General features: G+C 65.6%; 12 protein-coding genes. 9 read left to right on the forward strand and 3 right to left on the reverse strand.

Features of this window, described 5'->3' with window-relative positions:
• Positions 1-52 precede the first annotated feature (52 nt).
• From C8J42_RS09525 to C8J42_RS09550, 6 genes are all read left to right on the forward strand, one after another.
• Positions 53-472: a DUF2946 family protein gene (locus tag C8J42_RS09525; protein ID WP_243644232.1), complete on the forward strand. Its 420-nt coding sequence runs from the start codon at positions 53-55 to the stop codon at positions 470-472.
• A gap of 146 nt (positions 473-618) precedes the next feature.
• Positions 619-2844, forward strand: a complete 2226-nt coding sequence (locus C8J42_RS09530; RefSeq protein ID WP_133019795.1) for a TonB-dependent siderophore receptor — start codon at positions 619-621, stop codon at positions 2842-2844.
• A gap of 14 nt (positions 2845-2858) precedes the next feature.
• The gene (locus C8J42_RS09535) at positions 2859-4241 is read left to right on the forward strand and encodes a PepSY domain-containing protein (protein ID WP_133019796.1); all 1383 of its coding nucleotides are present in this window, start codon (positions 2859-2861) and stop codon (positions 4239-4241) included.
• Positions 4242-4790: 549 nt separating this feature from the next.
• Positions 4791-6473, forward strand: coding sequence for a ShlB/FhaC/HecB family hemolysin secretion/activation protein (locus tag C8J42_RS09540; RefSeq protein WP_133019797.1), 1683 nt, complete (start codon positions 4791-4793; stop codon positions 6471-6473).
• A 55-nt stretch (positions 6474-6528) separates the two neighbouring features.
• Entirely contained in the window at positions 6529-9147 is a 2619-nt protein-coding gene (locus tag C8J42_RS09545) for a filamentous hemagglutinin N-terminal domain-containing protein (RefSeq protein ID WP_133019798.1), read from the forward strand.
• A 1-nt stretch (position 9148) separates the two neighbouring features.
• Positions 9149-9862 carry a L,D-transpeptidase gene (locus C8J42_RS09550; RefSeq protein ID WP_207897092.1) on the forward strand — a complete coding sequence of 238 codons (714 nt, stop codon included), beginning with the start codon at positions 9149-9151 and terminating at the stop codon, positions 9860-9862.
• A gap of 42 nt (positions 9863-9904) precedes the next feature.
• Here the strand turns inward: C8J42_RS09550 and C8J42_RS09555 are convergent, their stop codons facing one another.
• Entirely contained in the window at positions 9905-10621 is a 717-nt protein-coding gene (locus tag C8J42_RS09555; RefSeq protein ID WP_133019799.1) for a 2OG-Fe(II) oxygenase, read from the reverse strand.
• Between the two features lie 273 nt (positions 10622-10894).
• Here C8J42_RS09555 and C8J42_RS09560 point away from each other — a divergent pair, with 273 nt between their 5' ends.
• The 3 genes from C8J42_RS09560 to C8J42_RS09570 all read left to right on the forward strand — a co-directional run bounded on the left by C8J42_RS09560 (position 10895) and on the right by C8J42_RS09570 (position 13966).
• The gene (locus C8J42_RS09560; protein WP_133019800.1) at positions 10895-11086 is read left to right on the forward strand and encodes a hypothetical protein; all 192 of its coding nucleotides are present in this window, start codon (positions 10895-10897) and stop codon (positions 11084-11086) included.
• A gap of 93 nt (positions 11087-11179) precedes the next feature.
• Entirely contained in the window at positions 11180-11623 is a 444-nt protein-coding gene (locus tag C8J42_RS09565; RefSeq protein WP_133019801.1) for a hypothetical protein, read from the forward strand.
• A gap of 174 nt (positions 11624-11797) precedes the next feature.
• A complete protein-coding gene (locus tag C8J42_RS09570) occupies positions 11798-13966 on the forward strand; it encodes a histidine kinase dimerization/phosphoacceptor domain -containing protein (protein WP_133019802.1) in 2169 nt (722 codons plus the stop codon).
• A 4-nt stretch (positions 13967-13970) separates the two neighbouring features.
• Here C8J42_RS09570 and C8J42_RS09575 read toward each other — a convergent pair whose 3' ends face one another.
• Both C8J42_RS09575 and C8J42_RS09580 read right to left on the reverse strand, forming a co-directional pair.
• Positions 13971-14888: a hypothetical protein gene (locus C8J42_RS09575; RefSeq protein WP_133019803.1), complete on the reverse strand. Its 918-nt coding sequence runs from the start codon at positions 14886-14888 to the stop codon at positions 13971-13973.
• 90 nt (positions 14889-14978) lie between these two features.
• Complete coding sequence (locus tag C8J42_RS09580) at positions 14979-16184, reverse strand: MFS transporter (RefSeq protein WP_133019804.1); 1206 nt, start codon at positions 16182-16184, stop codon at positions 14979-14981.
• Positions 16185-16188 lie beyond the last annotated feature (4 nt).

A 16188-nucleotide genomic window follows, 5' to 3' on the forward strand; every position in this document is an offset into this window, starting at 1 on the left:
CGGGACGTTTCGTCCACGTGACAGCGCCACCTCGAGCGCGTAGTCGTGCGCCGTGGCAGCACTCCGTCGTCTTCTCCTGAACCATCGCCGGCTGGCGGCGTGGGTGCTTGCCTGCGCACTGGTGATGAAGATCCTGGTGCCGGCCGGGTTCATGCCGGTCGTCTCCGGGGGGCGCGTCACGATCGAGATATGCGGCGGCATCGCGCCCGCGCAGACGGTGATGGCGCCGATGATGGCGATGCCTGGCATGGCGCATCATTCTGGCAAGTCCGATCATCAGGAGCGGGAGATGCCCTGCGCCTTTTCGGGCCTGACCGCGCCGTCTCTGGCAGCGGTCGATCCGGTGCTGCTGGCGATCGCCATCGCGTTCATCGTCGGCCTCGTCTTCCGCGTGAGAACCGCGGTACCGATTGCTGCGCAAGCCTATCTTCGACCACCCTTGCGAGGCCCCCCGCCCTTCCCCGCCGCGTGATCCGTCGGTCTTCGGACCGAGCGCGATCACGATGCTTCGGCAGGTCCACCACGTCGGCGGACCGGTTCGACACGCGCGGCAAGTCCGCGGGGATGACGGCATCCGATCCGCACCACGATGTGCGGACGGGTCCAGCAGGGATTCACATGTTCAAAACCATAGTCTTCGCGTCGGCATCGATCGTCGCGTTCTCGGGGCCCGCCCATGCGTCTGACAGGGAGGACGCGATCGACAAGAAGGCCGAGATCGTCGTCACCGGCCAGCGCGACCAGCTCAAGCTCGATCGTAAATCCGATACCGGCAGCCGGCTAGGCCTGTCGGTCCGCGAGACACCCGCGACCGTCGAGACGCTGACACAGGCAGACATGCAGGTGCAGGGGCTGCGCACCGCACGCGAGGCCTTCAACAGCGTCGTCGGCGCGATCGCGGGCAACGTCCCCGGCAACCCCGCGGTCGTGACGTTGCGCGGCTTTTCGGGCGGCGCCGTCTCGATCCTGCAGGACGGCGTTCGTATCTCCACCTCGACCGTGGTCCAGCGCGATACCAACGTTTGGCATTTCGACCGGATTGAAGTGATCAAGGGGCCAGCCTCGGTGCTCTACGGCGAAGGCGCGCTGGCCGGCGTCATCAACAAGGTCACGCGCAAGCCGACGTTCGACGGCGACCGTCTCGACGGCTTGCTGAGCGTCGGTAGCTTCCACACGGTAACCGCGGCCAGCGGCGTGAACCTGAAACTGTCGGACACCGTCGCGGTCCGCGCGGACGCGAGCTCCATGCATTCCGACAGCCTGTACGACGTCGACGACAATGCGACGCGCTCGGTCGGCCTGACGGGCAGCATCCTGTTCAAGCCGTCGGCCGACCTGAGCCTGCTCTTCGCCGTCGACCATTACGAGGACCGGTACGACAGCAGCTATCAAGGGCTGCCGTTCGTCTCCGCCATCGTCGCGCGCGATCCGAGCAACGCGCTGCGGACCGGTAACGGCATGGTGCTCGACAAGGCGCTGCGCCGTCGCAACTACAATCCGTACGGTGCCTATTCCGGTGCACGCGACACGACGCTGCGGTCGCGGATCGATTATGCGATCGGCGGCGGCTGGTCGGTCGCGAACGACTTCACCTGGTATCACGCCAAGCGCGACTTCGTGCTGAGTGGCGATCAGAACTTCACCGCCCCGACCGCCGCTTTCCCCAATGGCAGCTTCGCGCGGTCGGTCCAGCGGATCTACCACGACCACAAGTTCTGGAACGAGCGGCTGGAGATCGCCAACGACACCGTGATCCCAGGACTGCGCAACCGGTTCAGCCTGGGCGGCGAATATAACGAGACGAACTTCGTCAACCCGCGTCAACAAAGCCCGGTCGGCGGCAATGCCGCCGTGCGGATCGCGAACGTCGATCCGTTCGCGCCGATCGTCGGCGTCTTCCCGACCAGCGATGCCGCCTATTCGACGACCAATGTCATCTATGACTCGAAGCTCAAGACGGCGTCGGTGTTCGCCGAGGATGCGCTCAACCTGACTTCGGGCTGGCTGCTGGTCGGCGGCGCGCGGTACGATCACATCGACCTGACGCGTGTCATCACCAACCTCAACGCGAACGGCGCGGTCACGCGGGGCACGCCGACCTATGATCCGTTCTCGTGGCGGATCGGCACGACCTACGACCTCACGCCGGGCATCACCTTGTACGGCCAGTACACGACGGCAGTCACGCCGGTATCGTCGATCCTGCTCCAGTCGATCGTCAACACGACGTACAAGCTGACGAAGGGCCGCTCCTACGAGGTCGGTTTCAAGGCCTCCGCGTTCGCCAAGCGGCTGACGATGACCGGCGCGGCATACCGGATCGAGCAGACCAACATCCTCACCCGCGATCCGAACAATCCGCAGCAAGCCATTCAAGGCGGCGAGCAATCGTCGCAAGGCGTCGAACTCAACATCGGCGCAGCAGTCACCGACGCACTCTCCGTGTCGGCAGGCGCCGCCTACACCGAAGCGCAGTATGATCAACTGAGCGAGCTGATCGCCGGCGCACGCGTCGACCGCGCCGGCAATCGACCGATCAACACGCCGTCGACCACCGTCAGTGGCTCGGCGCTCTACACGATCAAGGCTATCCCGGTGACGCTCGGCGGGTTCGTCCGGCACGTGTCCGGCTTCTACACCGACACCGCCAACAGCTATTTCGTCCGCGGCCATACGACCATCGATGCGTCGATCAGCTATCAGGTCGCACCGCAAGCATCGGTGTCGGTCCGCGGCCGCAACCTGACCGACGCGTTCTACGGCGAGTATTCGGGCTACCCGACGACCAACGTCTATATCGGCGCGCCACGCAGTGTCGAAATCGCGCTTTCCACGCATTTCTGAGCAGGGGTTTCCAGATGGCATTCACCGGTTCGGTCGATCCGAAAGCCTATCGCGCGCTGTGGCGCTGGCATTTCTATGCCGGCCTGATCGTCGCGCCTTTCCTGCTGATCCTGGCCGTCACGGGCTCGATCTATCTGTTCAACGACGAGATCGACGATGCGCTGTATCCGGCGCAGCGATTCGTCGCGGTCCATGCAACGCAGGTGCCGCCGTCGCGGATGATCGATGCCGCGCTGAAGGCTCATCCAGGGGCAGCAACCCGGATCGACCTTCCTGGCGCGCCCAACCGCTCGGCGGTCGTATTCGTCACCCCCGATCACGGCGAGCCGCTTCGCGTGGCCGTCGATCCGGGAACGGGCCGCGTGCTCGGCTCGACGATCTATGGCCGCACGCTGGTAGGGTTCGCCGACGAGATGCACGGATCGCTGACGCTCGGCACGGTCGGCGATCGGATCGTCGAGCTTGCTGCGTGCTGGGCGCTCGTCCTGATCGTCACCGGACTGTACCTTTGGTGGCCACGTGGTCGGGGTGGCTTCGGCGGTATCCTCTATCCCAGGCTCGGCGCGAGGGGACGCCTGTTCTGGCGCGACCTGCACGCGGTGATCGGCGTCTGGTCCGTCGCGTTCATCGCGTTCCTGCTGCTGACCGGCCTCCCCTGGGCCGGGATCCAGGGCGACCTGCTCAACCGCGGTACGGCGGCGCTCGGCATCGGCTACCCGGCATCGAACCGGACGCATAATGCGCCGGCGAGCGTGCCGATGAAGACCGCGCTCGGCGAAGCACCGTGGACGATGGAGCAAGCGCCGATGCCGACATCCACGGCGTCCGCGGAGCATGCCGGTCATGCGGGCCACGAGATGACCATGGCGGTGCGGGACGATGCGGCGGTTGCGGGGATCGACCGGATCGCAACCTCCGTCACGCGCGATCACCACGTCGCGGGTGCGTATCGCCTGTTCCTGCCGAGTGGGGCGACCGGCGTCTACACCGCCTACACCTATCCCGATCAGCCGCAGGGGCAGCGCACGCTGTATTTCGATCGCTGGACCGGCGGCTTAATCCGAGAGGTCGGCTACCCCGATTACGGCTGGGCAGCGAAGGCGATCGAGCTCGGCGTCCAACTGCACATGGGCAATTACTTCGGGCTCGCGAACCAACTCGTGATGTTGGCGACCTGCCTCGCGATCGTGTTGCTCGTGATCAGCGGCGTCGTGATGTGGTGGAAACGCCGCCCGGCGGGTCGCCTTGCCGCGCCAGCGCGCGTCTCCCCGACGAGGATCAAGGGCGCTGTCGCCATTCTCATCGTCGCGGGGATAGTGTTCCCGATCCTGGGACTGTCGGTGATCGTGATCTTCCTGATCGACCGGCTGGTGTTGCTCGCGGTGGTGAGGCGATAGCGGAACGTTCGAGGATAGCTGCGGCGCGCTATTGCGCCACGGCCGCGAAACAGTCGGTAGCGAGCGTACCGGGCCCCCGGGTGCGTGGGATGCTGCTCACGAGACCGTGGCTATGGGAGCCTATCCACTTCCGGCAACAGCATACCGCTGCCCGCCGTCCCGAAAGGCAGTATCTCCCTGCTCTTTACGTCAACGTCATCTATAGACTGATGTAACAAGTGCCAGTCACGCCGGCGACTGCTACTCGACTGCAATAATTGTAAATTAACGAACAATTAATCAGATATTCAGCTTGTAATTGATCTTAGTAACATACATAGATCAAGTATGGTGGAATAGGCCAAGCGTTGCGAACGTCGCGACGGACCGTTTCAGCCTAATGATGCCTGTTTGCATACAGATTCTTGAGACGCGATCATAATCGCGCTCCAGTATCTTCGAAGGCTTCGTCCTTGCTTCGGACGCTCTCCCCACATTCATTGAACATGGCTCCCGCTGCTGCGGATGGGAGACTCGTGCCTTCCATCCGCGGTGACTTTCGAGGTGTTCATGTACAAGTCGACCCTTTGGGCGGCCGCGCTTGCGGCTGTGAGCCCGGCTGCCTTGCTGATTTCGACGCAATCGGCGCAGGCGCAGGTTCCCGTGGGGGCCGGTGGACAGCTCCAGCAGATCCCGCCCGTGCCGCTGAACGAGACGCCCGCCCCCGACTTCGGCTTCGAGCGCAAGACGCCGGTCGTCGTTGCCGCCACGGGTGGTCCTAAGACGCTCGTCCGTTCGCTGCGCGTAACCGGGGCGACGCTGTTTCCCGAGGCCGACCTGATCGCCGCATCGCAGTTCACGCCGAACACCGAGCTCGACCTGTCCGACCTGAAGACGCTCGCCGCGCGGATCACCGCGTATTACACGAGCCGCGGCTATTTCGTCGCGAACGCCTACCTGCCCGCACAGGACGTACGGAGCGGCGCAGTGACGATCGCCGTCATCGAAGGACGCTTCGGCGCGGTCGGCGTGAAGAATGAATCGCGACTGTCGGATAGCGTCGCGAACGGCATCCTTGCCGGGCTCGACGTCGGCGATCCTGTCGCGGTCGCACCGCTCGAGCGCCGCTTGCTGATGCTGTCGGACCTGCCCGGCGTGCGCGTGTCCTCGACGCTGAGCCCCGGCACCGCGGTCGGCACGTCCGACCTGCTGGTCGCGATCACCCCAGGCCAGAGCATCACCGGCAGTGTCGAAGCCGACAATGCCGGCAACCGCTACACCGGCGCCTACCGCGTCGGCGGTGTGGTCAACTGGAACAACCCGACCGGCTCGGGCGACGTGCTGAGCCTGCGCGCGCTGACCTCGTTCTCCGGGCTCGCCTATGGTCGCGCGTCCTACCAGGCACCGATCGGCCAGGTCACGCTCGGCGTCGCCTTCGCGCATCTCGACTATTCGCTGGGCAAGGAATTCGACAGTCTCGACGGCAGCGGCAATGCCGACGTGGCCAGCGTCTATGCCAGCTATCCGCTAATCCGATCGCGCGACAACAACCTGTACGTGACGCTCGGTGGCGACGTGAAATGGTTCGAGGACAAGATCGGCATCGTCGACGTCACCACTTTCCGCCGCGCGCAGGTCGTCACCGCAGGACTGAGCGGCGACGAGCACGACATGCTTCTGGGTGGCGGCTGGAGCGCGTATTCGCTGAGCTATTCGGTCGGCAATCTCGATATCCGCGGCGCCTATGAGCGCTCGGTCGACGCGCTGACTGCGCGCACCGACGGCAGCTACGGGAAGGTGCAGTTCAGCTTCGCGCGGTTGCAGACGATTGCCGGGCCGCTGTCGCTGTTCGCCTCCGCGCGCGGGCAGATCGCGTTCAGCAACCTCGACATCTCCGAGAAGATGGAACTGGGCGGCGCCTATGCCGTCCGCGCCTATCCCGAGGGCGAGGCGTATGGCGACCAGGGCTATGTCGCCACCGCCGAGGCGCGGCTGGCATTGCCGCAGGTCGTTCCGGGTGCGCTCCAGCTGTTCGGGTTCGTCGACGTCGGCGAGGTCGATTACGTCAAGCACCCGTATTTCGATGGCTCGAACCACGCGAAGCGCAGCGCATACGGCGCCGGGCTGAGCTGGGCGGGACCGTACGGGATCGCCGCTAAGGCGACTTACGCGCGGAAACTCGGCGATGCCGATGCGACGTCCGCCCCCGACAAGTCGGGCCGCGCCTGGTTCCAGCTCTCGAAGACCTTCTGAGCGCACCAGCCCCCCCAAATTCAGCGGCCATGCGCCGCCACCGAGGATACCGCACATGACCCCCATCCCTTCGTCGATCAGAAACACTAGTCGCCCCGCTCCCACCGTCACGCGCACCAAGCGCGGCGGATTGTTCGGGACGACCGGCCTCGCGCGGTTCGCCTGGCTAATGGGGTTCAGCCTCGCCGGCACAATGGCTGCGCGCCCGGTCGAGGCGCAGACGCTGCCGACGGGCGGCGAAGTCGTCGCGGGCCAGGCGAGCATCGCGACCGGCACCAAGTCGTTAACCGTGTCGCAGACCAGCGACCGCGCGGCGATCAACTGGCAGTCCTTCTCGATCGGCAAGGGCAAGAGCGTCGTCTTCGAGCAGCCGACCAGCAGCTCGGTCGCACTGAACCGCGTGCTTGGTTCGGACCCTTCGGTGATCCTCGGCAATCTGTCGGCGAACGGGAAGGTGTTCCTGGTCAACGCGAACGGCATCCTGTTCGGCCAGACCGCGAACGTGAACGTCGGCGGGTTGGTCGCCTCGACGCTGAACATCTCCGACGCTGATTTCCTTGCGGGCAAGAACAGTTTTGCAGGCACGAGCAGCGCGTCGGTACAGAACGACGGCACGATCACCGCGAAGAACGGGTATGTCGCGCTGCTCGGCGCGAACATCGGCAACGGCGGCACGATCAAGGCGAATTTCGGCACTGTCGTGCTGGCGGGCGGCGAGGCGATCACGCTCGACGTGGCGGGCGACGGGCTACTCAACGTCGCGGTCGACAAGGGTGCGGTCGGCGCGCTGGTCCGCAACGGCGGGCTGATCCGCGCCGACGGCGGCAAGGTCGTGATGACCGCGCAAGGGGCCGGCGACCTGCTCCACACCGCGGTCAACAACACCGGCATCGTCGAGGCGCGTACGTTGCAGAACCGCGGCGGTACGATCCTGCTGCTCGGCGACATGAAGACCGGCACGGTCGGTCTCGCCGGCACGCTCGACGCGAGTGCTCCGGTCGGCGGCAATGGCGGCTTCATCGAGACGTCGGCAGCGACCGTCAACGTCGCCGATAGCGCTAAGGTCTCGACCTTCGCGCGGTCCGGCACGACCGGCATGTGGCTGATCGATCCGCAGGATTACGTGATCGGCGCGGGCGGCAACATTTCGGGCGCGACGCTGTCGGCGCAGCTCGTGACGACCAGCATCACGATCAGCACGATCCCCGCGGCGGGCGACACGACCACCGGCAACGGCGACATCTTCGTCAACGATGCGGTTGCGTGGACCGCGTCGGGCGTGCCGACGACGCTGACGATGAACGCATTTCGCGACGTCAACATCAACGCGCCGATCACCGCGACAAACGGTAATATCGTCGCCTGCTGTGGTCGCGACGTGAACGTCAACGCGGACCTAACCACGACCAACGGCAGCATCCTGCTCAACGCCGGGCGCAATGTTCAGGTGTTTCACGCGATCACCACGACCGACGGCAACATCGCCTTGTGCGCAGGCCATGACGTGATGATCGACGCGGCGGTGACGCTGACCCGCGGCACGACGATCCCGGCGCAGAGCCTGGGTCTTCCCGTCGGCCTTACGCTGATCGCAGGGTCGGACGGCACTGGCCCCGGCGTCAACGGCGGCACGATCGTGTTCTCCGCGCTGTCGCCGCCGACCACCGTCACCGCGGCACCGGTGTCGATCAACTACAACCCGGTATCGTACACCACGCCGACCGACTTCTCGACCGAGTTCGTCCTGACCGAAGGCGCAGCGATCACCCAGCGCATGCTGCTGTTCCCGACCGCGCAGAAGGTTGCCGACGGCACCAATGCGGCGGTGCTGAGCGGGTTCAACACCAACGGCACCTCGGGTACGCCGATCGGCGTATCGCTGGTCGCCGGCCCGAACGCGACCGCGACGTTCGACAGCACCGGCGAAGGCACGGGCATCGGCGTCAGCTTCAGCGGCTACACGCTGACCGGCGCGAACGCGAACCAGTATGCGCTGGCGAGCTCCTGTTGCGTCGCCGGGTTCCGGACGACGGGGACGATTACGGCTGCCGCACCTGCGCCAGCGCCCGCCCCGGCGCCAGCACCGGCGCCCGCTCCAGCACCAGCGCCTGCTCCAGCACCAGCGCCCGCCCCGGCTCCAGCGCCTGCCCCGGCACCAGCGCCTGCCCCGGCACCAGCGCCTGCTCCAGCACCAGCGCCTGCTCCGGCTCCGGCTCCAGCACCAGCGCCTGCGCCTGCCCCGGCTCCAGCGCCTGCCCCGGCACCAGCGCCCGCCCCTGCACCAGCGCCTGCTCCGGCACCAGCGCCCGCTCCGGCACCATCGCCTGCTCCAGCACCGGCACCAACGCCGACGCCAACCCCGACGCCTCCGCCAGTACTCGCGCCGCCCCCTACCGCGACGCCGCCCCTTACCCCTGTTCCGAACCTGCCCAATGCTACGCGGCCGTTTCTGGAGGTTCCGCCGGTGACGGTGCGCGTACCGACGCCGCCGACGATCGAGGTGGTCGAGGGTGGCGTGACGTATCCGACGCCAGAACGGCCCGGCACCGTGATCGTAGAAACGCCCGAAACGCCGCAGGTCGTGCAACCGGTCGTCGAACGCCCGTTCGTGCAGCCTACGCCGCCCAACACGCCAGCCGTGCCCAATTATCCGCGGAAGCAGGCGCGTCATTGAGATGATCGGGACCACGCGGCGCAGCGTCTCGGCGCCCGCTCGCTGGTTTGCGAACTGGCAGGCACTGCTAGGCTGGGGAATCGTTGCGAGCGGCGCCGCCGTACCGGGCATCGCGGCCTCCCCCTCGCCGACTGCTATTGTCGCGACCGCTGCGCCGGACGATGGTGGCCGGTTCGGGGGCGTGGCGACGTCCGACGACGTGCGCGACACGGTGAACTGGGTGTCGACGTCGCACGACAATCACGCGCTGCCGTTCGTGGTGATCGACAAGGTGAATGCGGTCGTGCTCGCGTTCGATGGCCGCGGCAATTTACGCGGGCGGGCGCCGGCGTTGCTCGGTATGGCACGTGGGGACGTCAGCGTGCCGGGTATCGGCCAACGTAAGCTCGCGACCATTACGCCCGCCGAGCGCACCACGCCGGCGGGTCGCTTCCAAGCCTCGCTAGGACGCGATTTCGAACAGGATATCCTTTGGATCGACTATGATGCCGCGCTGTCGCTGCACCGCGTGATCAAGGGGCGACGCGTCGACGATCGCGCCGGACGGCTCGCATCGGCGACACCGAGCGACAACCGGATCTCATATGGCTGCGTGAATGTGCCGCCGGGATTTTACGACGATGTGGTGAAGCCATTGTTCACCGGCACCGTCGGAATCGTTTATATTCTGCCAGAAACGAAACCGCTCCGGACCGTGTTCGCCGTCCCAAACTGACGCCTGATTCTCCACCAAGGAAGGATCAGGAGGTTCGGCGCGTCACTGGCACCAAGGCCGTTCGCGATACCATTTCGTCAGGACGTACTTCACGCCCTGCTCGACCGGCATGCCCTGGTGGAGCGATACCGGGTTCGGCGCGCCATACTCGTCCATGTTGTTCCAGATCACCAGATTGCCCGCTTTCGGCGCGATCATCACCCCCGCGGTCGGGTAGTTCGTCCGCCCCCCCGCCTCGGGCTCGTTGAGGAAGGTCATCGCCGACCAGGTCCGCTGGCCGCCCATCGTCACCTGATCCAGCCAATAGGGCTGTTCGGTATCGAAGAAGTCGTGATGCGGCTTGAACTCCTGCCCGACCGCATAACGCTGCCCCTGCAACGCTTCGCCGTAGCGCGGCTCGAGCCCCGTCAGCAGGTCGAGCTTTGTCTCGACCGCAGTCACGGGCGCGGGGCCGGGATAGAGGTAGCACGTCTCGCTGGTACGGTGCGGAGACACCGGGGCATCGCCGACGACCGGCGACGGCACGCGATTGGCCTCGATGAGCGCGATCACCGCGGCGCATTCGTCGAGCGTGAGAAAATCGCGAACGATATAAAGCTCCATGCCGTTCGCCGGCATTCGGACCGCGCCGGGATAGCACAGGATCCGATCGCGCACCTGCTCGGCAGAGTTCGCCCTGCCGAGCGCTTCGATTTGACCATCGCGACGATCGGTGGATCGCGCGTCCGAATTGGCGCCTGGGCTGTCAATATTAGTCATAAGGTCCGCAATACTCACAAGAATCGCAATGAGAATTATGACCTGGATCTATAAAGCAGGTTAAGTTTCGTACAACGTGCATCCTTATCAGATAACCGACGTTTATCATGTACGACCAACATAGGTTAGGCCGGTTGCGCGACTACATCGCGAACCGCAGCCCTCATGGATGCGCATAAGTCGCACCTACCGAAGAGTTCGGGAACATCCCCCGCTACGCTGCCGGCGTGAGCCCTGGGTGACGCGATTGAACGACATCGGCGGAGACTTACCATGAACACGAGGTATCTCGTGGGTGCGGGACTGCGGTCCGGCACGCGCGCCCCCCTGGCGGATAGACCGCGATCGACCGCCGCATTCCAGCGCGGCGCTGCCTGCGCGATGGCGACGGCGGTTGCCGCGGAAGCACAGGACCAGCGCGTCTCGCAGCGGATCAAGAACCGGGAGACCGAGCGCTTTCGGTAGGCGCTCGCGGGTCGCGCGCCAAACGCTCGACCCACCAACGCTTCCCCAAATCTGCTCTTGCTCGTCCTCGCGCCTCGCGGGGCCAGGATAGTCATGTTCCAAAATCTTCTCGCCGGCGCCGCCGCGGCGTTCCTCGCAGTCATCCCGCAACCCTCGGCCGCGCAGACGGTGGTATTGCCGGGCGCGCTCCTGCTCGCCGGCTACCGCGCGACCTGCGGACCGGTCGACACGATGATCCAGCCGATCAACGACATCGCCGCTGCGTACAAGGGTCGCATCATCCTTCACCCGCGCGTCCTCGACTTGCCGCGCGCACAGCAACTCTTTTGGTACACGCACGAATGCGCGCACCAGATCTTCGGGCCGGGCGAAGCCGCCGCCGATTGCTGGGCGGTGCAACAGGGCAAGATCCAGGGCTGGCTCACACGAGACGAACTCTCGAAGCTCGCGGTAACGATGCGCTACTATCCAGGTGACGCGACGCATACCGACGGCGCGGCGCGGGTCGTGGCAATGGACGCCTGCTTCGCACGATAGTCTAGCGATCGCGTTGAAAAGTAGACACTCAAGACTGCATGTGCCGACAACGTAATAAGTATTCTCCGGCTGATCCAGGTCGTTGACAAGATCCTACCGACGGCTTCTGTATCGTTAGCGTAACGATACGGCCCATTACGGTGTCGGATCGCCTCCGTCTGGATTGCACACGCCATGCCTGGTTCTCTACCCGAGGCGATAGACGGCGGTGCACGATCGCACGGCCCGGACGTTTCTGCCTGCGACCGCGAACCGATCCACCGGCCAGGATCGATCCAGCCGCACGGCCTCGTCCTCGTCGCCGACGCCTGCACCTTCAAGATCATGGCGGGCGCGGGCGACATCGAAAAATTGCTGGCGCCGCATTGGCTTGGCGCGAACCTCGACGACCTTCTCGGCCAGCCCGTCTCGGCGCAACTCGCGGCCAAGCCCAACGCCAGCACGGTCGTGCTCGCGCGGATCGTCGGCACCGAAACGCCGTTCGACGCGATTGCGCACCGCGTATCGAACACCATCGTCGTCGAACTCGAGCCCGCCCCCATAGCGATGCCGTCCCCGATCGACGTGCTGGTGGAGATGGAGGAAGCCGCGGCAACGTTCGAACAGGCGTTCGGCCTGCGCGAACTGTGCGAACGCGCCGCCAGGACGTTTCGCCAATTAACCGGGTTCGACCGGGTGATGCTGTACCGCTTTCTCGACGATGACGCCGGGGTCGTCCTGGCCGAGGACCGCGATGCCGCGCTCGGCAGTTTCCTGAACCAGCATTTCCCGGCGTCCGACATCCCGAAACAGGCGCGCGCGCTGTACGTTCGGAACCGCGTCCGCATCATTCCCGACATCGCCTATGAACCGGCATTGCTCCGTCCAGCCGGTGCGACGCCGCTCGACATGAGCGATCTCGCGCTGCGCAGCGTATCGCCGATCCACCTGCAATATCTCGCCAACATGGGCGTTGCGGCGTCGGCGTCGGTGTCGATCGTCCGCGACGGCGCGCTGTGGGGACTTGTCGCCTGCCACCATCCGACGCCGAAGTTCCTGCCACTGCACGTCCGGATGGCCTGCCGTGCGCTCGCCGGGAGCCTTGCCCGCCAGATCCGCGCGAAGGAGGATGCCGAGCTCTACCGAGAGCGTATCCGTCTCCGCACCGCGGAAGACGCGGTCGTGCTTCGGCTCGGCAGCGACATTTCGCTCGCCGGCTTCTTCGCGACCGCGGGCGACGACATGTGCCGGATGCTGGGCGCCGACAGTTTCGCGGCGGTTCGCGGAACCGAATTGTTCGTCGCTGGTCGCTCGCCGCGCCATGACGACATCCGCGCGGTCGCCGCTCATGTCATCGATCTCGGCCGGGCGCTCCCCTTCTCGACCGACCGGTTGTCGGAACAGCTGCCCGCAGCCACCGGTTTCCAGGACCTCGCCAGCGGCGTGCTCGCGGTGACGATGTCGACCGACGAGCCGACGATCCTGATCTGGTTTCGCGCCGAGCAGATCGAGGTGATGAACTGGGCCGGCAACCCGCACAAGGATCTGGGCGTCGATCCTCACATCCCGTTGACACCGCGCGCCTCGTTCGAAAGCTGGAGCGAGGCGGTTCGCGGCCGATCGGTACCGTGGACCTTGTTCGAGATCGAGGCGGCCGGGCGGCTGAAGCGGACGATGTTCGATGCCCGCCAGAACCGTCGCCTGTTCGAGGTGAACCGCGAGCTGACCGCCACGATCGCCGACAATGAGAGCCTGTTGCTGCAGAAGGACTATCTCATCAAGGAGGTCCATCACCGCGTCCAGAACAGCCTGCAGCTCGTCTCCGCGTTTCTCGGCCTTCAGGCGCGGGCGGTCGGCGACGACGTGCTGACCGCGCATCTGGCGGAGGCGCAGCGTCGGCTCTCGGCGGTCGCGATGGTCCACCGCCGACTGCATTCCGACGAGCACGTCCAGGCGGTCGATCTCGCGCGGTACATCGGCGACCTGTGTACCGAGATCAAATCGACGATGGACACGTCATGGGGCGGCCAGATCGAGTTCGAACTCGCGCCGATCCTGATCTCCACCGATCGTGCGGTCAGCGTCGGGCTGATCCTGACCGAACTGGTGATCAACGCCAATAAATACGCTTATGCAGGCGCGTCGGGACCGATCACGATCGCGCTAGAACAGCATCGCAACCGCTTCCGGTTGATCGTCGCCGATCGCGGTCGTGGGAAGGCGAGTTCCGGGACCGGGTTCGGGTCGCGGATGCTCACGTCGATGGTCGCGCGGCTGTCCGGCACGATCGACGAGACCGACAACGATCCCGGCCTCCGCGTCACCATCGGCGCGCCGATCAACGACGACCTCCCGCACGCCTGATCCGCTACTCGGTCGAGCCCGTATGCATCAGGTGACGCACGTCGTCCGCTACCTGGTTGTTGGCGCCGAGCCGCTCGATCAACTGCGCCTGACGGCTGCCCCGCAAGCCGGCAGTCGTCAGCTGCTTGTCGCGGACATAGGTGTAGACCCCGCTGACCGCGTACGCCTGGACATGCGCGATGTTCGCCTTCTGCGCAGCTTGAGTACCGACGAACGTGTCGGACTCGAAGAAAGCGCGGCGGGTGAGCGGAGTCTCAAAGGCCAGTTCGATCACCGCGATCAGCGCACGCTCGGTCGGCACGAGATGATCGACGTTGGGTGCGGGCGGCGCGGGCTCGGCGTTGTCGTAGCGGTCCGGCAGGTGCAGCCGCAGTTTCAGCACCGCAGGGTCAGCGGCGAGCGTCCGGGCAAACTCGGTCATAAACCCACCGAACGCGTCCGCATCGTCGGTTGCCGCGCCGAAATGGACGTGGATACGGTCGAAGCCGTCGTCGCCATTGGGGATCGGATCCGCGATCCGGTCGACCAGCGTGCGCGACCCGTTGGGCAGCGCATAGGCGACGGTGGCAGCGAACATGTTCTGTTCGTCGGCGAACAGGATGTGGCTCGCGGCGTTGAAGACGTCCTGGTCCGCCTTCGATGCAAAGCCGATCTCGACTCCGCCGTCGAGTTCATAGTCGGCAAACGGCGCGATACCGTCGATCACCGGCCAGAGGTGCGCGTCCTGCTCGCGATCCAGATGGTTCTGAACGTACCAGCCGAGCCCCGGGATGCGCGAACAGAGCGGACCGTGGACATCGCGCCAATAGGTCGCGAATACCTCGTGTGGTACGCGGGGACGGCGCAATACCGTCGTGTAGCTGTTGATGACGATGCTGGCATCGCGCTGTGCATAGTCGGTCGTGGTCGAGGCTTTGGGCATGACTGGGTTCCTGATGACGGAAGGGTCGAACGCGCGAAGACAGAATGCAGGGTCCGGCGGGTGCGTAAATTCCCGCACGAAACCCGATCGTTACGCGATGCTCCGGGTCTTCAGCCGGTTGACTATCGGCGTAACAAGCACCGCGAGGATGGCGATCGCGGCGGCGACATAGCCGACCGCGCCGAGCCCGAGATGCTGGATCACCGAGCCGCCGATGATCGCACCGAGACCGATGCCGGCATTGGCCATCGACACGTTGAGCGTACCGGCCAGTGCCTGCGCGTGGCTCGCCGACTGCATCACGCGGACCTGGCAGATCGGGTAGAGCGCGGTGTTGGCAATCCCCCAGACGGCAAGCGCCACCGCGAGCCAGGCATGCGAACCCGCGACCAACGTCGTCGCCGCCATGCCGACCGCCAACACCAGCGACGTGATCGCCGTCACCAGCAGTGGTCCGCGACCGACGAACTGTCCGCCCAGCCAGTTGCCAGCGAGACCGACGATGCCGAAGCCCATCAGCCACCAGCCCACCTGCCCCGCCGGAATGTGCGCGATCTGCTCCAGCGTGTCGGCGAGATAGGTATAGGCGGTGAACATCGCGGTGAAGACGATCACCGACAGCACGACGTTGCCGAGGAAATACGGGTCCTTCAGGATGCGTGCCTGTTCGGCTAGCTTGACGCGCGCGGGGCGGGCCAGCGTCGGCATCACGACGAGCAACAGCACCGCCATCAGCAGCGATAGTCCCGACAATCCCCAGAACGTCCCGCGCCAGCCGAAAGCGGTCGATGCGAGCGTCCCGAGCGGAATGCCGAGCACCATCGCGCCGGAAATGCCGAGATAGACGTTGGCGACCGCCTTGCCCGCCTTCTCGGGGCCCGCGAGTTCGCCTGCGGTTTCGCTCGCCGTCCCCCAGAACACCGGCAGCGCCAGCGCCGGCAGGAACCGCGCGAGACCCAGCACCCAGATGTCCGGCGCGGCCGCGGCGAGTGCGTTGGCGGCGGCGAAGATCACGAGGATCACGACGAACAGCTTTTTGCGCTCGAAATGCGACAGCATCGCGGTCAGGAACGGGCCGGCGAGCATCACGGTGAACGCGAACAGCGTCACGAGTTGCCCCGCGACGGTGATCGAGATGCCGAGGTCGCGCGACAGGCTCGGGAGCAGGCCGACGATGATGAACTCGGTCGTGACGATCACGAAGGCGGAGATCGCCAGCAGCAGCACGGCCAGGCCATGCCCTGCGGATTTAGCACCGGGCGGCGCGGCAGCGATGGGACGAACGGGGGACGACATTGGC

Source organism: Sphingomonas sp. PP-CE-1A-559 (genome assembly GCF_004340965.1).
GTDB lineage: Bacteria > Pseudomonadota > Alphaproteobacteria > Sphingomonadales > Sphingomonadaceae > Sphingomonas.